Source organism: Streptomyces sp. PsTaAH-124 (genome assembly GCF_000373685.1).
GTDB classification, from domain to species: Bacteria; Actinomycetota; Actinomycetes; order Streptomycetales; family Streptomycetaceae; genus Streptomyces; species Streptomyces andamanensis.
On record NZ_KB892184.1, the window covers coordinates 1 to 24,808 of the forward strand.

General features: G+C 74.4%; 28 protein-coding genes. 10 read left to right on the forward strand and 18 right to left on the reverse strand.

Annotated elements, in window-relative coordinates; genetic code table 11:
• Positions 1-256: 256 nt before the first annotated feature.
• Together B086_RS0126170 and B086_RS0126175 are read right to left on the reverse strand one after the other, a co-directional pair.
• On the reverse strand, positions 257-1,054 hold the full coding sequence (locus tag B086_RS0126170; protein ID WP_037873951.1) for a VOC family protein: 798 nt from the start codon (positions 1,052-1,054) through the stop codon (positions 257-259).
• A gap of 145 nt (positions 1,055-1,199) precedes the next feature.
• On the reverse strand, positions 1,200-1,682 hold the full coding sequence (locus B086_RS0126175) for a VOC family protein (protein ID WP_018569402.1): 483 nt from the start codon (positions 1,680-1,682) through the stop codon (positions 1,200-1,202).
• A gap of 238 nt (positions 1,683-1,920) precedes the next feature.
• On the opposite strand from B086_RS0126175, the gene B086_RS0126180 reads away from it, so the two are divergent.
• Positions 1,921-2,556, forward strand: coding sequence for a ClpP family protease (locus B086_RS0126180; protein WP_018569403.1), 636 nt, complete (start codon positions 1,921-1,923; stop codon positions 2,554-2,556).
• Between the two features lie 2 nt (positions 2,557-2,558).
• Positions 2,559-3,161 (forward strand): ClpP family protease, encoded by a 603-nt coding sequence (locus B086_RS0126185; RefSeq protein ID WP_018569404.1) that lies wholly within the window; start codon positions 2,559-2,561, stop codon positions 3,159-3,161.
• A gap of 30 nt (positions 3,162-3,191) precedes the next feature.
• Here the strand turns inward: B086_RS0126185 and B086_RS46135 are convergent, their stop codons facing one another.
• Together B086_RS46135 and B086_RS0126195 are read right to left on the reverse strand one after the other, a co-directional pair.
• On the reverse strand, positions 3,192-3,803 hold the full coding sequence (locus B086_RS46135; RefSeq protein WP_018569405.1) for a helix-turn-helix domain-containing protein: 612 nt from the start codon (positions 3,801-3,803) through the stop codon (positions 3,192-3,194).
• 129 nt (positions 3,804-3,932) lie between these two features.
• Complete coding sequence (locus tag B086_RS0126195) at positions 3,933-4,388, reverse strand: ATP-binding protein (protein WP_026252781.1); 456 nt, start codon at positions 4,386-4,388, stop codon at positions 3,933-3,935.
• Positions 4,389-4,548: 160 nt separating this feature from the next.
• On the opposite strand from B086_RS0126195, the gene B086_RS0126200 reads away from it, so the two are divergent.
• Complete coding sequence (locus tag B086_RS0126200; RefSeq protein WP_018569407.1) at positions 4,549-5,844, forward strand: streptophobe family protein; 1,296 nt, start codon at positions 4,549-4,551, stop codon at positions 5,842-5,844.
• Between the two features lie 49 nt (positions 5,845-5,893).
• Here the strand turns inward: B086_RS0126200 and B086_RS0126205 are convergent, their stop codons facing one another.
• Positions 5,894-6,307: a hypothetical protein gene (locus tag B086_RS0126205; RefSeq protein WP_018569408.1), complete on the reverse strand. Its 414-nt coding sequence runs from the start codon at positions 6,305-6,307 to the stop codon at positions 5,894-5,896.
• A gap of 312 nt (positions 6,308-6,619) precedes the next feature.
• Here B086_RS0126205 and B086_RS0126210 point away from each other — a divergent pair, with 312 nt between their 5' ends.
• Entirely contained in the window at positions 6,620-7,003 is a 384-nt protein-coding gene (locus B086_RS0126210; RefSeq protein ID WP_018569409.1) for a nuclear transport factor 2 family protein, read from the forward strand.
• Between the two features lie 106 nt (positions 7,004-7,109).
• On the opposite strand, the gene mgrA is transcribed toward B086_RS0126210, so the two are convergent.
• On the reverse strand, positions 7,110-8,102 hold the full coding sequence (mgrA, locus tag B086_RS0126215; protein WP_018569410.1) for an L-glyceraldehyde 3-phosphate reductase: 993 nt from the start codon (positions 8,100-8,102) through the stop codon (positions 7,110-7,112).
• 153 nt (positions 8,103-8,255) lie between these two features.
• Between mgrA and B086_RS0126220 the strand changes: the two genes are divergently transcribed.
• The 3 genes from B086_RS0126220 (at position 8,256) to B086_RS0126230 (ending at position 11,296) form a co-directional block, all read left to right on the forward strand.
• Positions 8,256-9,179, forward strand: a complete 924-nt coding sequence (locus B086_RS0126220; RefSeq protein ID WP_018569411.1) for a LysR family transcriptional regulator — start codon at positions 8,256-8,258, stop codon at positions 9,177-9,179.
• Positions 9,180-9,247: 68 nt separating this feature from the next.
• Positions 9,248-10,753, forward strand: coding sequence for a carotenoid oxygenase family protein (locus B086_RS0126225; protein ID WP_018569412.1), 1,506 nt, complete (start codon positions 9,248-9,250; stop codon positions 10,751-10,753).
• 27 nt (positions 10,754-10,780) lie between these two features.
• The gene (locus tag B086_RS0126230; protein ID WP_018569413.1) at positions 10,781-11,296 is read left to right on the forward strand and encodes a mycothiol transferase; all 516 of its coding nucleotides are present in this window, start codon (positions 10,781-10,783) and stop codon (positions 11,294-11,296) included.
• Here the strand turns inward: B086_RS0126230 and B086_RS0126235 are convergent.
• The 8 genes from B086_RS0126235 to B086_RS45100 all read right to left on the reverse strand — a co-directional run bounded on the left by B086_RS0126235 (position 11,278) and on the right by B086_RS45100 (position 16,943).
• Positions 11,278-12,348: an adenosine deaminase gene (locus B086_RS0126235; RefSeq protein ID WP_018569414.1), complete on the reverse strand. Its 1,071-nt coding sequence runs from the start codon at positions 12,346-12,348 to the stop codon at positions 11,278-11,280. The two genes, B086_RS0126230 and B086_RS0126235, sit on opposite strands and share 19 nt — an antisense overlap.
• 70 nt (positions 12,349-12,418) lie before the next feature.
• Positions 12,419-12,814: a VOC family protein gene (locus B086_RS0126240; RefSeq protein WP_018569415.1), complete on the reverse strand. Its 396-nt coding sequence runs from the start codon at positions 12,812-12,814 to the stop codon at positions 12,419-12,421.
• Positions 12,815-12,962: 148 nt separating this feature from the next.
• Complete coding sequence (locus B086_RS0126245) at positions 12,963-13,898, reverse strand: M48 family metalloprotease (RefSeq protein WP_018569416.1); 936 nt, start codon at positions 13,896-13,898, stop codon at positions 12,963-12,965.
• Positions 13,895-14,266 (reverse strand): BlaI/MecI/CopY family transcriptional regulator, encoded by a 372-nt coding sequence (locus tag B086_RS0126250; protein ID WP_018569417.1) that lies wholly within the window; start codon positions 14,264-14,266, stop codon positions 13,895-13,897. Before B086_RS0126250 ends, B086_RS0126245 begins: the two co-directional genes overlap by 4 nt.
• Before the next feature lie 140 nt (positions 14,267-14,406).
• Positions 14,407-15,549, reverse strand: a complete 1,143-nt coding sequence (locus B086_RS0126255) for an LLM class flavin-dependent oxidoreductase (RefSeq protein WP_018569418.1) — start codon at positions 15,547-15,549, stop codon at positions 14,407-14,409.
• 102 nt (positions 15,550-15,651) lie between these two features.
• A complete protein-coding gene (gene ssuE, locus B086_RS0126260; RefSeq protein WP_018569419.1) occupies positions 15,652-16,206 on the reverse strand; it encodes an NADPH-dependent FMN reductase in 555 nt (184 codons plus the stop codon).
• A 359-nt stretch (positions 16,207-16,565) separates the two neighbouring features.
• On the reverse strand, positions 16,566-16,649 hold the full coding sequence (locus tag B086_RS46280; protein ID WP_381738261.1) for a putative leader peptide: 84 nt from the start codon (positions 16,647-16,649) through the stop codon (positions 16,566-16,568).
• A gap of 126 nt (positions 16,650-16,775) precedes the next feature.
• Complete coding sequence (locus tag B086_RS45100; RefSeq protein ID WP_018569421.1) at positions 16,776-16,943, reverse strand: hypothetical protein; 168 nt, start codon at positions 16,941-16,943, stop codon at positions 16,776-16,778.
• A gap of 188 nt (positions 16,944-17,131) precedes the next feature.
• Between B086_RS45100 and B086_RS0126275 the strand changes: the two genes are divergently transcribed.
• The gene (locus B086_RS0126275) at positions 17,132-17,398 is read left to right on the forward strand and encodes a hypothetical protein (RefSeq protein ID WP_018569422.1); all 267 of its coding nucleotides are present in this window, start codon (positions 17,132-17,134) and stop codon (positions 17,396-17,398) included.
• A 107-nt stretch (positions 17,399-17,505) separates the two neighbouring features.
• Here B086_RS0126275 and B086_RS0126280 read toward each other — a convergent pair whose 3' ends face one another.
• From B086_RS0126280 to B086_RS0126290, 3 genes are all read right to left on the reverse strand, one after another.
• Entirely contained in the window at positions 17,506-18,285 is a 780-nt protein-coding gene (locus B086_RS0126280; protein ID WP_018569423.1) for a GNAT family N-acetyltransferase, read from the reverse strand.
• Between the two features lie 83 nt (positions 18,286-18,368).
• Positions 18,369-19,223: a GNAT family N-acetyltransferase gene (locus B086_RS0126285; protein WP_018569424.1), complete on the reverse strand. Its 855-nt coding sequence runs from the start codon at positions 19,221-19,223 to the stop codon at positions 18,369-18,371.
• A 197-nt stretch (positions 19,224-19,420) separates the two neighbouring features.
• On the reverse strand, positions 19,421-20,098 hold the full coding sequence (locus B086_RS0126290; RefSeq protein ID WP_086024275.1) for a chaplin: 678 nt from the start codon (positions 20,096-20,098) through the stop codon (positions 19,421-19,423).
• 264 nt (positions 20,099-20,362) lie between these two features.
• Here B086_RS0126290 and B086_RS0126295 point away from each other — a divergent pair, with 264 nt between their 5' ends.
• Positions 20,363-21,988, forward strand: coding sequence for an alpha/beta hydrolase (locus B086_RS0126295; protein ID WP_026252782.1), 1,626 nt, complete (start codon positions 20,363-20,365; stop codon positions 21,986-21,988).
• Between the two features lie 157 nt (positions 21,989-22,145).
• Positions 22,146-22,661: a DUF4232 domain-containing protein gene (locus tag B086_RS0126300; protein ID WP_018569427.1), complete on the forward strand. Its 516-nt coding sequence runs from the start codon at positions 22,146-22,148 to the stop codon at positions 22,659-22,661.
• On the opposite strand, the gene asnB is transcribed toward B086_RS0126300, so the two are convergent.
• On the reverse strand, positions 22,651-24,492 hold the full coding sequence (asnB, locus tag B086_RS0126305) for an asparagine synthase (glutamine-hydrolyzing) (protein ID WP_018569428.1): 1,842 nt from the start codon (positions 24,490-24,492) through the stop codon (positions 22,651-22,653). The genes B086_RS0126300 and asnB overlap by 11 nt on opposite strands.
• Positions 24,493-24,808: the final 316 nt, after the last annotated feature.

Consider the following 24,808-nt stretch of genomic DNA (forward strand, 5'->3'; position numbering starts at 1 on the left):
CACCACTCGTTCACGCATGGGCTCGATGATGCCACGGTCCGGACCGGCCCCGTGCCGTCGCCCGTGGACCGAGGGCCTGTCCGGCCGATCATGGTGGAGGGAGGCAACAGTGCCTTGTGGGCACGGGTGAGCGGGGTGGGGTGCGTGCAGCCGCAAGGCGGAGGAGGGCGTCGACGCGGAGCGTCGGCAACCGACGACAACGCGGCGGATGTGCGTGCCCCACCCCGCGTCTTCGCCATGATCGGCCGGACAGGCCCTAGAGAGCGTCCTCGACCTGCGGCTTCTCCCCCTGGGTTCGGGTGATGTCGATCACGGAGAAGAGGGCGCCCTGGGGATCGGCGAGCACCGCGAACCGGCCGAAGGGGGTGTCCGTCGGGCTGAAGCGCACCGCGCCGCCGAGGCGGGTCGCGGCGGACACTGCGGCGTCGCAGTCGGCGACCGTGAAGTACACGTTCAGATAGGAGGGCACCTGGGGCGGGAAGTCGTCGGTCATCCGCATCCGGCCGAGCACCGTCTCACCGTTCAGGTCGTAGACGCTGAAGTCGATCGCCTCGTCCTCGATCCGCCGCGCGGTGTAGCCGAAGACGGAGGTGAGGAAGGTGTCCGCCTTCTCCGGCTCGCGGGTGAAGAGTTCGGCCCAGCAGTAGGCGCCGGGGACGCCGGTGGCCCCGAAGCCCTCGTGGGTGCCGCTCTGCCACACACCGAACACGGCGCCGCTGGGCTCGCGGGCCAGGCACATGGTGCCGAAGTCACCGACCCGCATCGGCTCCAGGAGCACATCGCCGCCGTGTTCGCGGATGCGGCGCGCGGTGGCCTCCGCGTCGGGCGAGGCGAAGTACAGGCACCACTGCGACTGCCCCTCCTGGCCGGGCATCGGCGGGACGACGGCCGCCGCGGCCCCGCCGTCCGCGTACGCCTGCGTGTAGTGGCCGAACCGCGCGGAGGACTCGCCGAAGGTCCAGCCCAGAACCTCCCCGTAGAAGGTCTTGGCCGCCTCGACGTCGCTGAACATCGCGTCGGCCCAGCAGGGGGTTCCCTCAGGTCGTACGGGCATGGCTGCCGCCCTCTCCGGTTCGGTGACGGGTGCGTGCGCGGGCGCACGGGCACGGGCGCGTGGGCGCGCGTGCGTACGGGTTCTCACGCTAGCCAGAGCGGCGGTGGGCCGCGCGCCGAGACGGCCCGCACCGCGCGGCCGGCCGCTACTCCCCCGCGTGGGCCCGCCGCAGGGCGGCGATGTCGAGCTTGCCCATCGCCAGCATGGCCCGGGTGGTGCGGGCCGCCTTCTCCGGGTCGGGGTCGCCGATCATGTCGACGAGCCCGTCCGGCACGACCTGCCAGGAGACCCCGTACCGGTCCTTGAGCCAGCCGCAGGGGCCCGCTTCACCGCCGTCGTCGGTGAGCCTGGACCAGTAGTGGTCGACCTCCTTCTGGTCGGCGCAGTGGATCTGGAAGGAGATCGCCTCGCTGAACGTGAACTGCGGGCCGCCGTTCAGCGCCAGGAACCGGTGGCCGTGGGCGGTGAACTCCACGGCGACCACCGAACCGGCGGGGCCGGGCCCGGCCTCCGTGGAGCGGCTGATCCGGCCGATGCCGGAGTTCTTGAAGACCGAGACGTAGTAGTGGGCGGCCTCCTCGGCCGTGCCGTCGAACCAGAGGCAGGTGGTGAATCCTTCGGTGCTCACGGGTCTCCTCCTGGGGGTGCGGGAACGCGGTCGTCTGTATCGACCGTGCGGCATCCCGGAACTCATCGCTCGGCCGGGACTTCTTTCCGCCGGATCTGCCCCGGGGCCCGCGCCGGTCCCCGGCGGCCCGGTCCGCTCTGCCCGTGGCGAATCTGCCACCGGCAGAGAAAGGGCCGCGGCGCCCCGCCCGCGGCCGACAGTGGAGCGGACGGCATCCCCACCACGAGCAGGAGACGCGATGACTCCACGCACCGCCCCGCCCCCGCGCGCCCAGGACGGCGAGACGCCGCCCAGCCGCTTCGACGACCATCTGGCGAGCCTGCTGCTCGCGCAGCGGATCGTGTTCCTGGGCACCCAGGTCGACGAGGTGTCGGCCAACCGGGTCTGCGCCCAGTTGCTGCTGCTGTCGGCCGAGGACCCCCGCGCCGACATCAGCCTGTACATCAACAGTCCCGGCGGGTCCGTCAGCGCGGGCCTCGCCATCTACGACACGATGCGCCTGATCCCCAACGACGTGTCGACGCTGGCCATGGGGTTCGCGGCGAGCATGGGGCAGTTCCTGCTCACCGTGGGCACGCGCGGCAAGCGGTTCGCGCTGCCGCACGCGCGGATCATGATGCACCAGCCGTCGGCGGGGATCGGCGGCACCACCGCGGACATCGAGATCCAGGCGCAGAACCTGGAGCACACCAAGCGGACCATCGAGCGCCTCACCGCCGAGCACACCGGGCAGAGCGAGGAGACCATCGCGCGGGACGGCGACCGGGACCGCTGGTTCACCGCGGAGCAGGCCGAGGAGTACGGGATGGTGGACCAGGTGGTGGAGTCGCTGGCCGACGTCCGCCCCGCCGCGCGGCGACGGGCCGGGTGGTGACCATGGGGTCGTACACGGTTCCGTACGTGGTCGAGCGCACCGCGCAGGGCGAGCGGTCCTACGACGTGTTCAGCAGGCTGCTGAACGAGCGGATCGTCTTCCTGGGCACGGAGATCGACGACGGTGTGGCCAATGTCGTCATCGCGCAGCTGCTCCATCTGGAGTCGGCGAACCCGGACCAGGAGATCGCGGTCTATCTGAACTCGCCCGGCGGCTCCTTCACCTCGCTCATGGCGATCTACGACGCGATGACGTTCGTGCAGTCGCCCATCTCCACGTTCTGCGTGGGGCAGGCCGCCTCCACGGCGGCGGTGCTGCTGGCGGGCGGCGACCCGGGGCGCCGCTTCGTGCTGGAGCACGCGCGGGTGCTGCTCGGGCAGCCGGCCAGCGGCGGCCGGCAGGGCACGGTCTCGGATCTGGCGCTCCAGGCCAAGGAGATGGTCCGGATCCGCTCCCAGGTGGAGGAGGTGCTGTCCCGGCACACCGGCCACGACGCCGCGTCCCTGCGCGCCGACATGGACCGCGACAAGGTGTTCACCGCCCGGGAGGCGGTGGCGTACGGCCTGGCCGACCAGGTGCTGACCCGGCGCCTCGCGACGGTCTGAGGCGCCGGGCCGGGCGGTGGGACCGGACGGTCAGGCCGCCAGGCACAGCCCGTCGACGCGCGGGGCGGGCGCCGCGGACACCGCGGACGCCGAGGTGACCGACGTGACCGGCCGGGCGGCGGTGCCCCGGCCGCGGCCCGCGGCCCGGGAGGTGAGCCGTACCAGCTCGCCCTGGGTCCGGGCCAGCAGCCCGCCGAGGCCGAGGCCGAGGGCCTGGGCGGCGGCGGCCAGCACCTCCGAGGACGCCTCCTTGCGTCCGCGCTCGATCTCCGACAGATAGGGCATGGAGATCCGCGCGGCGTCGGCGACGTCCTTGAGGGTCCGCTCCTGGGCGAGCCGCTCACGGCGCAGCACGTCGCCGACGAGGTCGCGCCAGAGCGGTTCGCGGGCGGCGGCGGGCTCGGGCCGCCCGGCCGGAGCCGGCCCGGCCGGACGGCCGGGCACCTGGCGGTCGGGGGCCGGATGGTCCGCTCCCGGACGGCCGGGCCCGGGGCGGCTCGGCGCGGGGCGGCCCGGCGCCGGATGCGCGGCGGCGGGGCGGCCGGGCAGGGCGCGGGCGGGCGCGGGCCGGGCGGCCGCCGGGTGCGCGGCCGGCGGACGCAGCGGGACGACACGGGCTTGGTTCGGCGCTTGGTCGGTCACCGCTTCAGCCTAGGAGCCCTGGCCGTCCGCGGAAGGGGGCGGCATTTCGCCCTGGGTGAATCACCGGCCCGCAACGGGAGGAGATCGGAACGAAGGGGGACGGACCGGGCGGCCGAGGTCCGCCGCGGTTCAGTCGCCTCCGAGGCGCACCACGGCCCGCACCCGCTTGCCCACCGGGACCCGCTCGGCGCCGACCTCGGCCGCGAGGGCGTGCACGATCTCCAGACCGTGCCGCCCGATCCGCTCGGGGTCGCGCGGATAGCGCCGCGGCAGCGCGGCGCTGCTGTCGTACACGCAGACGGCCACCGCGCCGTCCGTGCCCTCCAGTTCGAGGATGTACGGGCCCTGGCTGTGCCGGTCGGCGTTGGTGACCAGCTCGCTCACGACCAGCAGCAGCGCCTCCTCGCAGCGGCGGCCGATCTCGGCGCACCACTCGTTCCTGAGCTGGTCGAGGAAGAGCGCGGCGAAGGAGCGCGCGTCCGCGATGCAGCCGGGTTCACCGGTGTAGTGGGCAGCCCGCCGCAGCGGTTCCACGGGGATGTCGACACCAGTGGGTATCACTGCCCCGCCCGGGTCATCGATCATGCGTTTCTCTCTCGGAAGCCGGTACGACCGGACGTTACTGCATCAGTGCTGATACCCAGTGCCGCGCCCGCCAGTCTTCACCGCGCGGTCCGGACCGCGCGGCGACGCGGACGGACCTTCCGGGGAGCGCGCCACCGGGGCCGCTGCTTAGCGTGGCACCGTGAGCCCGCCGCCGTCCTCCGTTTCGCCGACCGCCCCCCGTCACGGCTGGGCGGCGGCCCTCGCCGTGGTGCTGGCCGCGCTGGTCTCCATGCTGGTGGTGGCCGCGCTGGGGCTGTGGGCGGCGGGCGCCACCGAGCTGCCCGACAACGCCTTCGGCCGGGTGACCGCCGCGACGGTGGTGGCGGCGGTCGGCGGAAGCATCCGCCTGGCGGGGAACGCGGGGGCGCTGGCGCAGACGCACGCCGGGGTCACGGTGATGCCCCTGTCGGTGACCCTGGTGGGCGCGCTCGTGCTCGGTGCGGGCTTCCTGCGCCCGCTGCGCGGCCGGGCGGCCCTCGGGGCGCGGGAGCCGGCCGGCTGGGCGGCGCGGATCGCCGTGCTGTGGCTCGCGGCGCTGACCGGCCTGGCGTTCGCCGCCCGGCAGCGGTTCGCCGTGGACCTCGGGGACGGGGTGCTCGGCGAGGTCGGCCGGCTGTTCGGCGCCGAACCGGAGGTCGGGTTCACCACCCGGGTGGTGCCCACCCTCGGTTTCGGGCTGCTGTGGCTGGCGGGTGTGCTGGCGCTGGCGCTGCTGGCGGCCCGGACGGCGCCGGTGCCCGCGCGGCCGCCGTGGTTCGCGGCCCGGGTCCGGCCGGTGGCGCACGCCCTGGTCGCGCTGCTGCTGGTGTACGTCGCCGTGGCGCTGGTCGTCGCGCTGGTGGTGGCGGGCACCCGGGGGCATCCGGCGCGGACCTTCGCGCTGATCCTGCTCGGTCTGCCCAACCTGGCCTGGCTCGCCTTCACCCTGGGGCTGGGCGCCACCTGGAACGGCCGGGTGGACGGGCCGTTCGGGCTTCCGGTGCCGCGGGTGCTGGAGGAGGTGCTGCGCACACCGGACGTGTCCACGCTGAACCTGGGCACGCTCGCGGAGCACGACGGCCGTGTGTGGTGGCTGCTGGTCGCGGGCGTGGTGCTGCTGGCGGCCGCCGCGTTCCTGGCGGCGTATCTGTCCCCGGATCCGCCGGGGGCGTGGCAGCACGCCCTGCGCATGGCGGCCGGTCTGGTGCTGACGGTGCTGACGGTCTGCCTGGCGGGCCGGGTCTCGGCCCACTACGGGCTGTCCCTGCTGGGCATCGGGGACGTGGGCGGCGGGCTGTCCGGGGAACTGCTGCTGCGGCCCCGGCTGTGGGGCGCGCTGGGTCTGGCCGCGCTGTGGGGCCTGGCCGCCGGGCTCGCGGGCGCACCGGCGGCCCGGTGGGTGCGGCGCCGCGGGGCGGGCGGGCCGGACCGGGGGCCGGACGGCGGGCGGGCGTAGTCCGGGCACGCCTTCTGCGCGCGGGCGCCCCCGGGTGCGCGGCGGCCGGTCAGCCCATCGGGAGCAGGAGCGCCGGGATGGTGCGCTGCATGCGCAGGGCGTCCACCGACTCGGCGAGCAGTTCGTACTCGGTGGTCTCGTCACCCGCGGCGATCCGCACCAGGCGTCCGCCGGCCAGCTCGTCGGCCACCTGCTCCTGCCGGAGGGGGTCGGCGCACCAGGCGCGCAGGATCCCGGGGACGTCGGGGACGGTGTCCGGCACCGGGACGAGGGCGCCCGGCGGGACGTACGGGGTGGCGCCGGGGAGGGGGTCGAGGCGTTCGGCGATCCAGGAGGCGCGGTCGCGCAGCCACCACAGGGCCAGGGCCAGGGTGGGGGCCCGGTAGGTGCCGAGCGGTACGCCGATGCGGCGGCCGCCGCACACGCCGTACCCGGTGACATGGCACAGGAATTCGTCGTGCACTGCTCCTCCCCCGTCGGGTGGTCCGCGTGCTGTTCTTGCCTGGCTCCCCGTACGGCTCCTGTGCGGTGGTGCGTCCCTGAGGTCGAGTATGTTGACTCCTGAAACAGTGTCACCATGACTTTTTGGCCAGTCTCCTGGCATATTCCGCGTGTCGCATGGCCAGAATCGCGCGCCCTCGCCGCCGCTCCGGCATGACCTCCCGGGTAATCGACCGCTGCGCCGCAGACCGGGCAGGGTGGAGCCATCGGACCACCGGTCACCGGGGTCCGGGTCCCGACCAGAACCGACGCCCTCGATGGAGGCTGATTTCCCATGTCCGCGCAGACCGACCGTTACGAGAGCGCCGCCGCCCGTTACCTGGAGGCATGGAACGCGAGCGGGCCCGAGGCCCTGGGCAAGGCGGTGGCCGCCGCCTGGACGCCGGACGGCAGCTACACCGACCCGCTGGCCGAGGTGCGCGGCCACGAGCAGATCGCGGCCCTGATCACGGGGGCGCACGAGCAGTTCCCGGGGTTCGTCTTCCGGCTCAGCGGCGCCGTGGACGGGCACCACGACACGGCCCGCTTCTCCTGGGAGCTGGTGAGCGAGGCGGACGGCTCCGCCCCGGTCGCCGGGTTCGACGTGGTCACCCTGGACGGCGAGGGCCGCATCAGGTCCGTGCTGGGCTTCCTCGACCGGGTGCCCGCCGGGGCGTGAACGGCGTGCCGGGAGCCCCGGCACACGGCGCGGCGGCCGTCCGCCTCCGGGGAGCGGACGGCCGCCGTACACCGACGCGCTCTGCGCACGGGCTACGGGCTACGGGCTACGGGCGCACGATGGCGTCGATCCGGGCCAGTTCGTCCGCGTCGAAGCCGAGGTTGCGGGCCGCCGCCACGCTGTCCGCCAGCTGCTCCGGGCTGCTGGCGCCGACCAGCGCCGAGGTGACCCGGCCGCCGCGCAGCACCCAGGCCAGCGCGAGCTGGGCCAGCGTCTGGCCGCGGGAGGCGGCGATCTCGTTCAGCGCGCGCAGCCTGCCCACCAGTTCCCCGGTGACCGCGTCCGAGTTCAGGAAGGGGCTGTCGCTCGCCGCCCGGGAGTCCTCGGGGATGCCGTCGAGGTAGCGGCCGGTGAGCAGGCCCTGCTCCAGCGGGGAGTAGGCGATGGAGCCGACCTGGAGCTCGTCGAGCGCGTCGAGCAGGCCCTCGTCCTCGGGGCGGCGGTCGAGCATCGAGTAGCGGGGCTGGTGGATCAGCAGCGGGGTGCCCAGCTCGCCGAGGATGCGGGCGGCCTCGCGGGTCTGCTCCGCGGAGTAGTTGGAGACGCCGACGTAGAGCGCCTTGCCCTGCTGCACCGCCGAGTGCAGGGCGCCCATCGTCTCCTCCAGGGGAGTCTCCGGGTCGAAGCGGTGCGAGTAGAAGATGTCGACGTGGTCCAGGCCCATGCGGTGCAGGCTCTGGTCGAGCGAGGACAGCAGGTACTTGCGCGAGCCCCATTCGCCGTACGGGCCGGGCCACATCAGATAGCCGGCCTTGGTGGAGATCACCAGTTCGTCGCGGTACGGCGCGAAGTCGGCGCGCAGCGCCTCGCCGAGCGCGCTCTCGGCGGCGCCGGGCGGCGGGCCGTAGTTGTTGGCCAGGTCGAAGTGGGTGACCCCGAGGTCGAAGGCGCGGCGCAGGATGGCCCGCTGGGTGGCGGCCGGGCGGTCCGGTCCGAAGTTGTGCCACAGGCCGAGCGACAGCGCGGGCAGCTTCAGTCCGCTGCGTCCGGTGCGCCGGTAGGGCAGGTCGGCGTAGCGGTCGGGGTGGGCGGTGTACAACACGACTCCCTGAGGGGTGGGGCACGGGGCGACCGGTTCCTCCGGGTGCGGAGCTTCCTCCGGGCGCGGAACCGGAATCCCACTCTCGCGCGAGCGGCGGGCAGCGGTCCAACAGGAGAATCCGATCGGATTCAGCGATTACGCTTCTCAGTCATGGAACTGCGCCATCTCCAGCACTTCGTCGCCGTCGCCGAGGACCAGCACTTCACCCGGGCGGCGGAGCGGCTGATGGTCTCGCAGTCGGGCCTGTCGGCGTCGATCCGGGCGCTGGAGCGGGAGCTGCGGGCGCCGCTGTTCGTGCGCACCACGCGCCGGGTGACCCTCACCGAGGCCGGGCGCGCGCTGCTCGGTGAGGCGGAGCGGATCCTCGCGCAGGTCCGGTCCGCGCACGAGGCGGTGGCCGCGGTGCAGGGCGTGCTGCGCGGCACGCTGTCGCTGGGCACCGAGCAGTGCATCGCCGGGGTGCATGTGGCGGGGCTGCTCGCCGCGTTCCGGCGGCGCCATCCGGATGTGGAGGTCCGGCTGCGGCAGGCGGGCTCGGGGGCGCTGGCCGAGGGGGTCGCGGCGGGCCGGCTGGACCTGGCGTTCGCCTACCGGACCCAGCCGGAGGGCGACGGGCCGCGCGCGGTGCCGCTGGCCGGTGAGCCGATGACCGTGCTGTGCCACCCCGGCCACCGGTTCGCGGCGGCGGGCGCCCCGCTCACCCCCGAGGAGGTGTGCGGCGAGGTGTTCGTGGACTTCCACCCGGACTGGGGCCCGCGCCGCACCACGGACGCGGCCTTCGCGCTCGCCGGTGTGCGGCGCACGGTGGCCCTGGAGGTCAACGACGTGCACAGCCTGCTCGACCTGGTCGACGAGGACCTGGGCATCGCGGTGGTGCCCCGGCACTTCCGGCACAAGCGGCCCTCGCTCACCGCGCTGCCGTTCGAGGGCGCCGGGGGCACGCGGTACGAGACGGTCGCGCTGCTCCCCGCCGAGCAGGCCACGAGTCCGGCCGCCCGCGCGCTGATCGCGCTGCTCGGTTCCCCGGGAACAGGGGGGCTGGCTACACCCCCGACGGGGTTCCAGCCCTCCTGATCGCACCGCCGCCGCACGACAGACTCGGGAACGTCCCTTCACCGCAACGGCGTTCAGGAGCAAGGACGATGGCGGAGCACACACGGCGGAACGTACTGCGCGGCGGCGCGGCGGTCGCGGCGACGGCGGGCCTGCTGGGCACACCGGGCCTCCCGGCGGCTGCGGCAGCCGACGCGGACCGGCAGCCGACGGAGCGCCACTTTCCCTTCCTGGAAGGGGCGTTCACTCCGGTCACCGAGGAGCTGACGGCCTTCGATCTGCCGGTCACCGGCCGCATCCCGCGCGAGCTGAACGGACGCTTCCTGCGCAACGGCCCCAATGTGCTGGGCCTGGAGGACCCGCGGGCGCACCACTGGATGCAGGGCGAGGGGATGGTGCACGGGGTGCGGCTGCGCGACGGACGCGCCGAGTGGTACCGCAACCGGTGGGTGCGCTCCTCGCAGGTGGCGCGGAAGCTCGGTGAGCCCTACCCGGGTCCGGTGCCGCCTGACGACTTCCCGTGCAACACCCATGTGATCGGGCACCGGGGGCGGATCCTCGCGCTCCAGGAGAGCGGCCCGCTGCCGTACGAGCTGGACGGCGAGCTGAACACGGTGGGGACCTACGACTTCCGCGGCAGCCTGGAGGGCGCGTTCGCCGCGCACACCAAGTTCGACGCGCACACCGGGGAGCTGCACGCCATCGCGTACTACCCGACCTGGGACCATGTGCGGCACCTGGTCGTCGACCCGGCGGGCCGGGTCTCGCGCACCACGCGGATCCCGGTGGCGGACGCGCCGATGCTGCACGACTTCGCGCTCACCGAGAAGTACGTCGTGATCATCGACGCGCCGGTCACCTTCGACCCGGCGGGCGCCGAGCGCGGCGACCTGGTGCCCTACATCTGGAACCGGAAGCACCCCATGCGGGTGGGCCTGATGCCCCGGGCGGGCGGAAAGGTGACCTGGATCGGGACGGACCCCGCCTACTACTCGCACACGCTGAACGCCTACGACGAGGGCGGCCGTGTGATCGTCGACCTGACGGTCTATCCGGCGCCCTTCCACCCCGCCGGGCTCGGCTCGGGCGGTCCGTACGGGGCGGGCCACCCGGTTCTGGAGCGCTGGACGGTCGACCCGCACCGCGGCGAGGTGCGCCGGGTGACCGTGGACGGCAGGCCGCAGGAGTTCCCCCGGGTGAACGAGGCGCTGGTGTCCCGGCGGCACCGCTACGGCTACTCGGCGGCGGCCGCCGACATGACGCTGGCCTACGAGACGCCGGACGGCAACCCGCCCGACCGCGCCTTCTCCAACGAGCTGATCAAGCACGACCTGCTGCGCGGGTGCACCCAGGTGCACCGGCTGCCGACCGGCGCGGCGGCGGGCGAGGCGGTGTTCGTGCCGCGCGACGCGGCGGACCGGCGGGCCGCCGAGGACGACGGGTACACCCTCGCCTATGTGCACAACCCGGACCGGGGCGCCGCCGATCTGCTGATCCTCGCCGCGCAGGACTTCACCGGCAAGCCGGTGGCCCGGGTGCACCTGCCCGGCCGGGTGCCGCTCGGCTTCCACGGAAGCTGGGTCGCGGACGCGTGAGCGCGCCGGATGCGCCATGGTGGACGTATGCATGCCAAGGACATCCTCATCGACGGCCACAGCCGCATCCGGGAAGAGGTCCACGCGGTCCTCGACGGTCTGACGGAGCAGCAGCTCAACGCGCAGCCCGCGCCCGGCGCCAACTCCGTGGCCTGGCTGCTGTGGCACCTCACCCGGGTCCAGGACGACCATGTCGCGGACGCCTTCGGCCTGGAGCAGGTGTGGCTCGCCCAGGGCTGGGTGAAGCGCTTCGGCCTCGGCCTGCCGCGCCTGGACACCGGCTACGGGCACAGCCCGGAGCAGGTGGCCGAGGTCGAGGTGGCGTCACCGGACCTGCTGGCCGGGTACTACGACGCCGTGCACGAGCAGAGCCTGGGCGCGCTGCGCGGCCTGGCCGCCAAGGACCTCGAACGGGTCGTGGACGAGCGCTGGGACCCGCCGGTCACGCTGGGCGTGCGCCTGGTGAGCGTCCTGTCCGACGATCTCCAGCACGTCGGACAGGCCGCCTACGTCAAGGGGCTGCTTCAGAGCGCGGACGCGTAGCCGGGCAGGATCACGTCCTCGATGAGGGCCTTGCGCTCGTCGTACGGGAGGAACGCGCTCTTGACGGCGTTCACCGTGACCGTGCGCAGGTCCTCGACGCCCCAGCCCGCCTCCTCGACCAGCAGGGACATCTCCCGGGTCATCGTCGTGCCGGAGACCAGACGGTTGTCGGTGTTGACGGTGACCCGGAAGCCGAGGTCCTTCAGCGCCGTGATCGGGTGCCCGGCGATCGAGTCGGCGGCGCCCGTCTGGAGGTTGGAGGTCGGGCACATCTCCAGGGCGATGCGGCGGTCGCGCACCCAGCCGGCCAGCCGGCCGAGCTTGCCGTCCACGATGTCCTCGGTGATGCGCACGCCGTGCCCGATCCGCTGGGCGCCGCACACCTGGAGGGCCTGGTGGATGCTGGGCAGCCCGTGGGCCTCACCGGCGTGGATGGTGAACGGCACGCTCTCGCGGCGCAGGTGCTCGAAGGCGGCCAGGTGGTCGGCGGGCGGGAAGCCGTCCTCGGCCCCGGCGATGTCGAAGCCGACGACGCCCGCGTCGCGGTGGGCGACGGCGAGGTCGGCGGCCTCGGCGACACGGTCGAACATCCGCATGCCGCACAGCAGGGTGCCGACCCGGACGGGCGTACCGGCGGCGGCCGCCTTGGCCATACCCGCGGCCAGGCCCTCCTGCACGGTCTCCACGACCTCGCGCAGGCTCAGCCCGCCGCTGGTGTTCAGCTCGGGGGCGTAGCGCACCTCGCCGTAGACGACGCCGTCGGCGGCCAGGTCGAGCACGTACTCCTCGGCGGTGCGCAGCAGCCCCTCGCGGGTCTGCATCACGGCGAGGGTGTGCTCGAAGGTGGCTATGTAGCGGACGAGGTCACCGGAGTTGGCGGCCTCGACGTACCAGGCGGCCAGTTCGTCGGGGTCGGTGGTGGGCAGGGTGTGGCCGGCCGCCTCGGCGAGTTCGACGACGGTGGCGGGGCGCAGGCCGCCGTCGAGGTGGTCGTGCAGCACGGCCTTGGGCAGGCTGCGGAGGGTCTCGGTGTCGATGCGCGCGGCGGTCATGGGCGGTCTTTCCTCGGCGGGTGAAGGGCGGGTGAGGGGGTGTGCGGGGGTGCGGGGGTGCGGGGCAGGGTCACGGGGCGGCGGGCTGGAGCAGGTCCCAGCGGTTGCCGTAGAGGTCCTGGAAGACGGCGACGCTGCCGTACGGCTCGTGGCGCGGCTCCTCCAGGAAGGTCACGCCCGCCGCCCGCATCCGGGCGTGGTCGCGGGCGAAGTCGTCGGTGTGCAGGAAGAAGCCGACGCGTCCGCCGGTCTGGTCGCCGACGCGGGCCCGCTGGGTGTCCCCCTTGGCACGGGCCAGCAGCAGGGCGCCCGCGTGGTCGTCCTCGCCCGGGGCGACGACGACCCACCGGGAGCCGTCCGGACGCGGGGCGTCCTCGACGAGGCGGAAGCCCAGGGCCTCGGTGTAGAAGCGGATCGCCTCGTCGTAGTCGTCGACGACGAGGGTGACCAGGGCGAGGCGTCTCATCGGTGCCTTTCGGAGCGGGCGGACCACGGTGGCGGTGGCCGGTGGCGGACCACGGTGGCGGATGACGGGTGAGGTTATACGTAAAACCCACCGCCGCGCCAGTCGCCCCGGCGCGGTGGGGCGGAAGGCGGCGGAAGGCGGCGGAAGGTCAGCGGGACACTTCGCCCTGGGCGACCTCCACCCGGTGGTGGACGTCGAGCGCCCCGGTGGCCGAGGCGCCGAAGGAGAGGGCGGCGCAGGCCAGCAGCAGCGCGGCGGTCCGGGTCGCGGCCCGGCCGGGGACGTGGGGGGCCACCAGGAGCGCGGTGACCCGGCGCGGCACCGGTCCGGAGCCGGCGGCGGGCGCGGAGCGCGGACGCGCCGAGCGGGACCGCTGCCCGGCGAGAGCGGCGCGGGCGACGGCGCGCGCGGCGAGCCGCCGGTCCCCCACGGCCGCGGCGGCGGCCTCGTCGGCGGCCCGCTCGGCGGCGAGCCGCACGGCCTCGCGCACCGGGCGCAGCGCCGGATGGCAGTGCGCGGCGAGTTCGGCGGCGGCCAGGAACCAGTGGTGACCGCCGCGGTTGTGCTCCCGCTCGTGCGCGAACAGCACCTCGCGCTCGGCGGCGTCGAGGCTGCGCAGCATCGCGGTGGTGACGACGATGCGGTGCGGGCGGCCGGGCAGGGCGTACGCGTCCGGGTACGGCGAGTCGAGGACGCACAGGTCACCGGCGGCCGGGACGCGTCCGGCCCGCGCGCGGGCCGCGCGCAGCGCCCGCACCTCCGCGCGGACCGTACGGACCAGCGCGCCCGCGCACACGGCGAGCGCCCCGGCAGCGGCGACGGCGGCGGGCGCGACCACGGCGTCGGGAGCGATGCGCAGCGGGTGCACCAGTTCGCCCAGGGCGGCGAAGAGGGGCAGCTTGAGCAGTCCCGTCAGGACGAAGCCGCCGAGCGCGGCCGACGAGCAGCCCGCGAGGACCACGGCGGCGGTGGTGAGCACCCACAGCGCCGCCCCGGGCGCGAGCCGGTCGCCCGCACGCCGGGCCAGGGCCGGTGCCGCGCACGGCAGGAGCAGCGGCAGGAGCAGGAGCAGCGGCGCGGTCATCGCTCGTCCGGTTCCAGCAGATCGCGCAGGATCCGCTCGTCGTCGGGGCTGAGCTGGGCGACGAAGCGGGCGAGCACGGTCTCGCGGTCGGTGTCCCGGTCGAGTTCGGTGTGCATACGGCGGGCGGTCAGCCCGTGCGCGTCCTGCACCGGGTAGTAGGCGTAGCCGCGTCCCTGGCGGCGCCGCCCGACCACGCCCTTCTCGTGCAGCCGGGTCAGGATCGTCGTCACCGTGGTGCGGGCCAGGTCGGCGGCCAGGCTCTGCTGGACCTCGCCCGGTGTCCGGGGCGAGTCGGCGGCCCACAGGACGGCCAGCACACCGGCCTCCAGCTCACCGGCCGGTCTGCGCTCGTCCTTCGCGTCCGTCATGGGAAGGTCCCTCACCCCGTTCTCGCCTGCACTCCGGTGAACCGTCTACACCAGAGTAGTCAAGCGGGTGGCGGCCGCGCCCGCGGGCCGCGCCCGGAGGTGCGTACGGGCGGGGAACACGCCGCGCGGACGCGGCGGGGTCAGCTCGCGGCCGCCGCCTCCACCGGCCCGCCCTGCCGGGCCCCGGCCGGGTGCCGCCACAGCCCCTCGGCGGCCAGCAGCGGCAGGACGCCCTCCCCGAACCAGTACGCCTCCTCCAGATGCGGATAGCCGGACAGGACGAACTCGTCGATGCCCAGGGCGTGGTACTCCTTGATCCGCTCCGCCACCTCCCGGTGGCTGCCGACCAGGGCCGTGCCCGCGCCGCCGCGCACCAGTCCGATCCCGGCCCACAGGTTGGGGTGGATCTCCAGCCCGTCCCGGCCGCCGCCGTGCAGCGCCAGCATGCGCCGCTGGCCCTCCGACTCGCTGCGGGCGAGCCCGGCCTGCACGGACCGCACCGTCTCGGGGTCGAAGCCGGCCAGCAGGCGGTGCGCCTCGGCCCAGGCCGACTCGGCGGTGTCCCGGGCGATGACGTGCAGCCGGATGCCGAAGCGGAGGGCGCGCCCGTGCCGGGCGGCCAGGTCCCGGATCCAGGCGATCTTCCCGGCGACCTGGGCGGGCGGCTCGCCCCAGGTGAGGTAGACGTCGGCGTGCCGGGCGGCGATCTCTCCGGCGACCGGCGAGGACCCGCCGAAGTACACCTCGGGCACCGGGTCGGGCAGCCGCACCAGCCGGGCGTCCTCGACCCGCAGGTGCGCGCCGCTCAGCCCGACCGTCCCGCCCGCCCACAGCTCCCGGACGATCTCCAGGAACTCGCCGGTGCGCCGGTAGCGGTCGTCCTTGCCGAGGAAGTCGCCGTAGGCCCGCTGCTCCTGGCTCTCGCCGCCGGTGACCACGTTCAGCAGCAGCCGCCCGCCGGAGTGCCGCTGGAAGGTGGCCGCCATCTGCGCGGCGAGCGTCGGGGAGACGAACCCGGGCCGGAAGGCGACCAGGAACTTCAGCCGCTCGGTGTGCCGGCTGACCATGGCGGTGGTGAGCCAGGCGTCCTCGCACCAGGCACCGGTCGGGGTGAGCGCACCGGCGAAGCCGAGGTCCTCGGCGGCGCGGGCGATCTGGCTCAGATAGGCGACCGTGGGCGGCCGGTCCTGCCCGGCGGCTCCGCCCGGAGCACCGTGGCCGCCGCCGACCACATGGCGGCTGTCGCCGTTGGTGGGCAGGAACCAGTGGAAGGTGAGGGACACGGGGTCTCCGTTCGCGAGTGCCCGTACGGTGCGGGGGTCCGGGGCGGGAGGGGGCGGCCGGTGAGGACGGCGGGGGGCGCGCGGCGGTGCGGCGGGCGGTGCTCAGCTCGCCGCGGCCAGCAGCGGGACGCGGCCCAGGGCCAGCGAGAACTGGTCGACCACCTGGGTCAGCGCCTCGCTCGCCGCGGGCGCGACGGTCAGCGTCCCGTCCTCGTGCACCGTGATGTCCTTGTCGAGGGTGAACCAGCCCTGCACGATGTGGGTGGCGCCCATGGAGTTGAGGACGGGCCGCAGCGCGTAGTCGATGGCGAGGACGTGCGCGACGGAGCCGCCGGTGGCCAGGGGCAGCACGGTCTTGCCGGTGAGGGCGTACTGCGGGAGCAGATCGAGCAGCGCCTTGAGGACCCCGGAGTAGGACGCCTTGTAGACGGGCGTGCCCACGACCACTCCGTCGGCGCGGGCGAACAGTTCGGTGGCCTCCACTATCGCCGGGTGGCGGAAGTCCGCGCCGAGGAGGGCCTCGGCGGGGACGGTGCGGATGTCGAGCGGGACCACCTCGTGGCCCTGGGCGGTCAGCCGCTGGTCGAGATGGCGCAGCAGACGGTTGGTGCGGGAGGAGGCGGAGGGGCTCCCGGAGACGGACAGGACGGTGGCCATGGGTCCTCTTTCTGGCACGGCGGAGCGAGCGGCGGCCGACGGTCCCGGACGGTCCGGGAATCACCGGACCGGAACACCGGGGAACGCGTCGGCGACCGCGGGCGGGAATACGCGCGGAACGCTCACGGGGAAAACAAGAAAAGAGAGGAGAAGAGAGCGGAGTAAGCAGAGGAAGTGGAGAAAGCAGAGAATGCGAAGAAGAAGCGGAGAAGAAGCCGAGAAGAAAGGAATACGCGGCCGCGCGGTGGCTCACGACGGGTGCGCGGCTTCAGCGTGACGGGATGCGCGGCGCGGTCGGGGCGTCGTCGGCCGGACGGCTCGGTGCGCGGGGCGGTGCGGCGCGGACGAGGCGCGGCGGCTCAGAGAGCGGGGCGACAGGAGGCGCTGGAGACACGGGCGAGGTCGACATGGCGTCGCCGCGTGAGGTCCGGTCGCGTGTTCATGTCGACGATCCTGACACCCGCCGGTGGGGCAGTCAAGAAGGACCCGGCAGGTCTCGTATCGCGGACCTCCGGCGCGATACGCGATCCCCGTTCATTTTCCTTCGTTCGTCCCGCGGACGGGTTCCGTCATTCCTCTTCGCGGGCGGGCGTCACCACGAGGAAGGCGTCCGTGCGCAGATCCATCACCACGGTCGCGGAGCGGCCCTCGGCCCTGCGGCGCGCCGCGTACTCCTCGGCGGGCCAGGACCCGCGCGGACCGCCCGCCGGGAAACGTGCCAGCACCTTCGCATCCATGGTGTGCTCACCTCCGCGCCGGGCCGCCGGGAGCGGCGGCGTGTACGACCGTCTCCTCCTGCGCCTGCCCCGTGCGGGCGCGCTCATGTCGGCCGAAGGCAGGTGACGGCCCGGGTGGAGTGGCCGCGCGTCCAGCGGGCATCCGGTCAGCGCGGGGACAACGACCACCACGGCACGGAGAGGCGAAGATGGAGATCAGCGGCATCATCAGTGCCATCGTCATCGGCATCATCATCGGTGTCCTGGGACGACTCGTCGTTCCGGGCCGTCAGCACATCGGGGTCATCTGGACGATCGTCATCGGCATCATCGCCGCGCTGATCGGCGCGGCGATCGCCTCCGCGCTCGGCGTGGACGACACCAAGGGCGTGGACTGGATCGAGTGGCTCATCCAGATCGCGCTCGCCGCGGTGGGAGTGGCCGCGCTGGACCGGGCCAAGTCGCCCGCGCGCTGACTCCGCGGGAACCGCCCGGGGCGGGCCGGCGCCGCTTCCCCGCGCGCCGGCCCGCCCGCGTACGCCCTGACCCCGACCCGGGACCGCTCGACGCGCCCGGCTCGGGGTCAGGGCGTACGGACGTACGGCGTCGTCGTGGTCAGCGGTTCGAAGCCGAGGCGCCGGAGGATGGGGCGGCTCTCGTCGGAGGCGTCGACGTGGAGGTACGCGTAGCCCCGTTCGGCGGCGATCCGGGCGCGATGGGCGACCAGGGCGCGGTAGATGCCGCGGCCGCGCCAGCCCTCCGCGGTGCCGCCGCCCCACAGACCGGCGAACCGGGTGTCCGGCAGCAGTTCCGCGCGGGCCGAGCTGACCGGTTCCCCGTCGGCCAGGACGACGAACGCGGCCAGGGTGTCCGGGGCGGTGGAGAGCTGGGTGAGGACACGGTGGCACAGGTCCGCCGGGTCCGAGCCGAAGGCCTTCGCATGGGCCTCGCCCATGAGGTCCACCCCGGCCTCGTCGGTGACGGCGTGCAGGCTCACGCCGTCGGGCAGCGCGGTGTTCAGGGCCAGCCCGGCGGTCTCCGCGACCATGAGCGTCTCCGGCGGTTCGGCGGTGAACCCGGCGGCCGTCAGCCGCTGCCCGAGGTCGGCGGGCCGGTCGTGTCCGTACAGCTTCCATTCGAAGGGGTGGCCGAGCGCGCCGAAGTGGGCGACCTGCGCGGCGATCTCCGCGTCGGCTCCGGCGTCGTCCAGCGCCGACCACAGCACGCCGTTCCAGTCCTGTGCGCCGCGGCCGGTCTGCCGCACCACCTTTCCGGCGCGCTCGACGCGCGCGGCGGGGCTGTCGGGGCGCGCGCGCTCGCGCAGTTCCCGGTCGTAACGGGCGAGAACAGTGGCGTGATCCATGCGCCCGACCTCATCAGAGCCGGCCGTCCGGGGCAACGGAATTGACGGCCGGCCGCCGTGCGGCCACCCCGGCTGCCGTGCTGCTACCCCAGTTCCAGGGTGGTGACGCCGAAGACCCGTTCACCGGCGTACGGCCGCACCGGGCCCGTGTACATGCGGGCGGTCTCGAAGGACGGGGCGAGACCGGCCTGTTCGGCCAGGGCGACGCCCGCCGTGCTGGTCGCCGGGACGTCGAGGGAGACCTGGCGGCCCGGGACGTCGGCGCAGAGCGCGTCGAACAGGGCCCGCGCGTCCTCGGCGGTGTCGGCGAAGAGCGGCCCGATCCGCACCCCGTCGCGGGCCGGGCGCAGCACGCCGTAGCCGGTGACACGGCCGGCGGCGCGGCGGACGAGACCGCGGTGGCCCGGGGTGCTCAGCCACTGGGCGACGAATCTCGGCCGGTCGGCGGGATGGCAGGCGGCGTCGTAGGCGGTGATGTCCGCGAGGTCCGCGGCGGCGAACGCCCGGACGCCGCCGGGGGCGGTGGTGGCGGGCGCGGGGCCGGTGTAGCGGACGGTGCGGTGGGCCGGGCGGAAGCCGGACTGCCGGTAGTTGTCCTGCTGGGCGACGACGCCGTCGAGCCCGACGGTGCGGCTTCCGGCGTGCGCGAGGCCGGTCTTCCAGGTGGTCAGGCCGTGGCCCCGGCCGCGCAGGTCGGGGCGGACGAGGTAGCAGCCCAGGAAGGCGAAGTCCGGGCCGTGGTTGACGACGGAGATCGCGGAGACCGGTTCGCCGCCGATGCGCCCCAGGAAGAAGCCGTCCGGGTCCTGGGCGAAGAAGGCCGGGCCGTCGGACAGCCCGGGGTTCCATCCCTCGTCGGCCGCCCAGCCGCTGATGACCGGCCAGTCCTCCAGGGTCGCCGGGGTGAGGACGAGGTCGTCGTGGGCCTCCGGGGCCATCGGTGCGCTCCATTTCCGTGGGGGCGGGTGCGCGCAGCATCCTTCCGGATCACGGGCGGGCGCGCCACGGCCGGATCAAGCCGCGTGCGGCGCCCTGCGGGTGCGCGGGCCGCGCGGGCAGGTGCCGGGGGTCCCACCGGTGGGGGGAACGGCCGACGGCCGCGGTGGGACACTCCCCTGTGTCGTCCTGGCCCGGGTCAGCGGGCCGCCCCGGGCCGGAAGCGCCGGTAGAGGACGGTTCCGCCGAGCAGGAGCGCGGCGCTCGCGGCGACGGCGGGCATCGTGTGGTCCGCGCCGGTGTGGGCGAGGGACACCTCGGTGTGCGGTACGGCCGCGGGCGCGGGGTGCGTGACGGGCCGGGGCGCCGGGCGCGGGGTGGGGCGCGCGGGCGGGGTGACCGGGTGCGGGACGGGCCGGTCGGTGGAGGTGTTGACGGACGTGTTGCCGGTGGCCGGGTTGCCGATGCCCACCACGTTCACGCTGTTGCCGCTGACGTTCACCGGGAGGTGCACCGGGAGCTGGACGCCGTTGCCGGAGAGCACGCCGGGCGAGTCCTTCGCGCCCCCGTGCGCCGTGGCGCCGCCGTCGGACCGCGTCCCGTGCGTCCCGTGACCGCTGGAGGCGGCGGCGGAGGAGGTGTTGGCGCAGCGGTTGCCCGCCGCGGGGTTGAGCAGGCCGACGACGTTCACCGTGTTGCCGCACACGTTCACCGGGACGTCCACCGGGAGCTGGACGCCGTTGCCGGAGAGCAGCCCGGGTGAGCCGGCCGCGACGCCGTCCGCGTCGGCCGCGAACGCGGCGGACACCGGCACCGCCATGGCCACCGCGCCGGAGGCGGCGAGGGCGATCACACCATTTCGGGTAACCCGTTTCATAGGTCCTGTGCCTTCCAGAAAGGGGCGCGGGCACGCGCCCGCACCGGGTAGAACGCGGGTCGGCCATCCGAGTTATGGCTTGTGCGGCTTTCACCCCTTCGGGCGATGCGCCCGGCCCGGTTCCGGGGCTCGGACTCGAACGGCGCGGCACCTGTCGTACGTGCGCCGCAACGGTCCGGCACCGGGAGGCGGGGGGCTCGGGGCCCGCTTATGGTGGGCGAGGGCGTCGTCCCGGTCCGCGGCACGGCGCCTCTGGAGGCGCCCATGCCGGTCAAGCCCTCGACGCGGTCCCTGGCGCGGCGCTGCGCCTGCTCCGGAGCCGTCACGCTGGCCCTTCTCGGCGCGGGCCTGCCCGCGGCCGCAGCGGACGGCGGGCAGCCGGGTCTGGACCGCTTCTACCGGCAGAAGGTGACGTGGTCGGCGTGCGAGGCGGGCGCGCCCAAGGACCTCCAGTGCGGCAAGGTCACCGTGCCGGTCGACTACGCCCGTCCGGGCGCGGGCACCCTCGACCTGGCGCTGGCCCGCTACCGGGCCACGGGGCACCGGCAGGGGTCGGTGGTGCTGAACTTCGGCGGGCCCGGCGCCCCGGGCGTGTCGGAACTCGCGCTGAGCGGCAAGCAGTTCATGGACCTGACCGACGGCTACGACGTGGTGAGCTTCGACCAGCGGGGCGTCGGCCGGTCCTCTCCGGTCAGCTGCGGTGTCGACGCCGGCGGCTCGCAGGAGGGCGGCTCGGGCGACGCCGTCGTCGACCTGGGCGACGCGCGGGCCGCGCGCAAGGCGCTGGCCGAGTGGAAGCGGGTGTCGGCCGAGTGCGCCCGGCACTCCGGGCCGGTGCTGCCCCACATAGGCACCGTCGACGCGGCCCGCGACCTCGATGTGATCCGCCAGGCGCTCGGCGACCGCGGGCTCAACTACCTGGGCTTCTCCTACGGCACCCGGCTGGGCGCGGTGTACGCCGCGGAGTTCCCCGGCAAGGTGGGCCGGATGGCCCTGGACGGCGTGGACACGCTGACCGAGTCGTCTCAGCAGCAGGGGCTGGTGGCGGCGCAGGGCCAGCAGACGGCGCTGGACGACTTCCTGGACTGGTGTGTGCGGGACATCGCCTGTCCGTTCGGCCAGGACCGGCGCCGGGCGGGCGACCAGGTCGTCCAGCTCGTCCGGTCGCTGGACGAGAACCCGGTGCCGACCGGGCTGGGCGGACGGCTGACCGGCCAGCAGCTCGTGGGCGCCGTCGGCCAGGCGCTGTACAGCAAGGCGATGTGGCCGTCGCTGGAGCGCGCGGTCGCCTCGCTGGTGCAGGACGGCGACACCCGGCCCGTGCAGTCCCTCGCCTCCGGCGGCATCGCGCTGCCGGTGGCGCGCGGCGGGCCGGGCCGGGCGGCGGGGCAGGCGTCCGGCGGCGGCCTCACCGACAACGGGGCCGTGCCGCTGGACAACCTGCCGGCCGCGATGATGGCGATCAACTGCGCGGACGACCCGGACCGCCCGGACGCCGAGCGGCTCGTCCGGGACCTCGGCCGGCTGAGCGCCGAGTACACGCAGGTCTCCCCGGTCTTCGGCCGCTACCGGCTCAACGAGCTGCTGATGTGCTACGGACGCCCCAGGGGCACCGACTTCGTCCGGGAGCGGGTGAAGGACGTCGACACGGCGAAGATGCTGCTCGTCGGCACCCGGGGCGACCCGGCGACCCCGTACCGCTGGACCGTGGAGACGGCGCGGCGCCTCGGCTCCTCGGCCGTGGTGCTCGACAACCGGGGCGAGGGGCACACCGGGTACGGGTCGTCGCGGTGCGTCCACCGGAAGGTGGACGACTTCCTGCTCTACGGTTCCCTGCCCGCCGACGGCAGTTCGTGCCCGCCGGACCGGGAGCCGGACACGGGCGGGTGAGCGAACCGGCCACGATGACCGGTTCGGGTGGTTCGGGCGCGGGGACGCAACCGGACGGGTCCCTGAGTGGTCCCACTGAAGGGGTGGGCGGGGCGACGGCCTCGGGGCCGGTCGTCCGCCGCTCCCGTACGCGACCACGACCGTCTCTGGGGGAACCATGCGTATCCGTACCGCCGTCGCCCTGTCGGCCGCTCCGGCCGCCGTCGCCGCCCTGCTGCTGGCCGCCACGCCCGGTCAGGCGGCCCCCGCGCCCGCCGCCTGCGCCGCCTCGCAACTGACCGTCCGGGCGCGGGGGGTGCCCGCCGAGCCGTCCGTGGTCCGCCTCCAGGTCACCAACCGGGGGCGGGTCTGCACGGTGGACCGGATCCCCACGGTGACCTTCGGGGACCTGGACGGCGCGGCGACTCCGGTGCCGCCGGGCGAGAGCGGCCCGTACCGGCTGGCCGCCGGGGGCACGGCCTACGCGGCGGTGCGTACCGTCGCCGACCCGGCGGACCCCGAGGCCCGCCGGGTCGCCACCCTGACCGTGGCGGCGGACCCGGCGCTGCCGGGCCGGACGTTCACCGCCTCGGAGCTGGGCGCGGGCGGCTCGGTCCGGGTGTGGGAGCCGGTGACGACCTGGTGGCAGGCGTCGGCCGCCGCGGCGGACCGGGCGATCGGGCTCAGCCGGTGACGATCTCGGGCCGGTAGAGGTCGAGCCAGACGGCCAGGTCGAGGGTCTTCTCCAGGCTGCGCCGCGCCGCCTGCGTGCTGACGGGGGTGTCGACGTGCGCGGCCCGGCGCACCCGCTCGCGGTCGACCAGGTCGAAGACCGGGTGGCTCGGCCGGGCGAGCAGATCCTTGACATGGCCCTGGAGGGCGAGCGCGTACGCCGGGTCCTGGGTGGAGGGGTAGGGGCTCTTGACCCGGTCGTACACGGACTTGGGCAGCACGTCCGCGGTCGCCTCGCGGAGCAGGCTCTTCTCCCGTCCGTCGAACGACTTCAGGGACCAGGGCGTGTTGTAGACGTACTCCACGAGCCGGTGGTCGCAGAACGGCACGCGGACCTCCAGGCCGACCGCCATGCTCATCCGGTCCTTGCGGTCGAGCAGGACCCGGACGAAGCGGGTCAGGTGCAGATGGCAGATCTGCCGCATCCGGAACTCGAAGTCGCTCTCCCCGTCGAGGCGGCGGATACCGGAGACGGCGGTGCGGTAGCCGTCCGCGATGTACGCCGGGAGGTCCAGGACGCGGGTGAGGTCGGGGCGCAGCACGTCGCTGTCGTCGCCGAAGTCGCGGCTGAAGCGCACCAGCCACGGGAAGGTGTCGGCGCGGCGGGCCTCCTCGTCGAAGAACTGGAGGTAGCCGCCGAAGACCTCGTCGGCGGACTCGCCGGACAGGGCGACCGTGGAGTGGTCGCGGATGCTGCGGAACAGCAGGTACAGCGAGGCGTCCATGTCGCCGAAGCCCATGGGCAGGTCACGGGCGCTCAGGACGCGCGCCCGCACCTCGGGGTCGGCCAGCGACTGCGCGTCGAGCACGATGTCCTGGTGGTCGGTGTCGGCGGCGCGGGCCAGGTCGTGCACGAACGGGGTGTCGGGGGTGCCGCGCAGCTCGTCGGCGACGAAACGGTCCGTCTGGCCGACGAAGTCGACGGCGAAGCTGCGCACCTTCTCGCCCTGCTCGGCCAGTTGCCGGGCGGCCAGCGCGGTCATCGCCGAGGAGTCGAGGCCGCCGGAGAGCAGGGTGCAGCGGGGCACGTCGGCGACGAGCTGGCGGCGCACGATGTCGTCGAGGAGCGAGCGCACGGTGGCGATGGTGGTGTCGCGGTCGTCGGTGTGCGGGCGGGTGTCGAGCCGCCAGTAGACGCGGGTGTGCAGGCCCTCGCGGTCGACGGTGACGACGGTGCCGGGCTGGACCTCGCGCATGCCGTCCCACACGGCGTGGCCGGGGGTCTTCACGAACGTGAACAGTTCGCGCAGGCCGTCCAGGGTGACCCGGCGGCGGGCCAGCGGGTTGGCGAGGATCGCCTTGGGCTCGGAGCCGAAGAGGACTCCGTCGGGCGTTCGATAGTAGTAGAAGGGCTTGATGCCCATGCGGTCGCGGATCATGACGAGCTTGTCGTGGCGGCCGTCCCAGATCGCGAAGGCGTACATGCCGTTGAGCCGCTCGGCGACGGCGTCGCCCCATTCGAGATAGCCGCGCAGCACGACCTCGGTGTCGGAGTCGGTGGTGAAGCGGTGGCCGCGCGCGGCGAGGTCGGCGCGCAGTTCGGTGAAGTTGTAGGCCTCACCCGAGTAGACCATCGCCACGGTGCCGTCCGCGGTGGTGTCGCTCATCGGCTGGCGTCCGCCGGGCAGGTCGATGATCGCGAGCCGGCGGTGTCCGAGGGCGGCGGGGCCCTGCACCCACGTGCCCCGGTCGTCGGGGCCGCGGCAGGCCATCGTCTCCGTCATCGCGTCCAGTGCCGCCGCCTCGGAACGCAGGTCGCGGTCGAAGGAGACCCAGCCGGTGATACCGCACATGTCCCTACCTCCAGGCGAAGCAGTTGTAGCAAGCACCTATATGACGAGCGTGTTTCACGCACCCCGGGCCGGTCAACGCGGCCGTCGTCCGGGCGGCCGGGCCACCCCCGCGCTTTCGGCCGGACTTTGCCTTCGCGAGGCCCGCCGGTACACGTGCCGCCAGGGGTGGTCCACCGGGAACCGGCCACCGGCAAAGACTTCTCCAACGGCACCCTCGGCCAGCCGCCCGTATGCGATCCGGCGGACGGCCGGGCAAGCGGGAGCCCGGAGCGACGAGTTACCCCCGACCGGCACCTGATTACTCCAAATGCCCGAT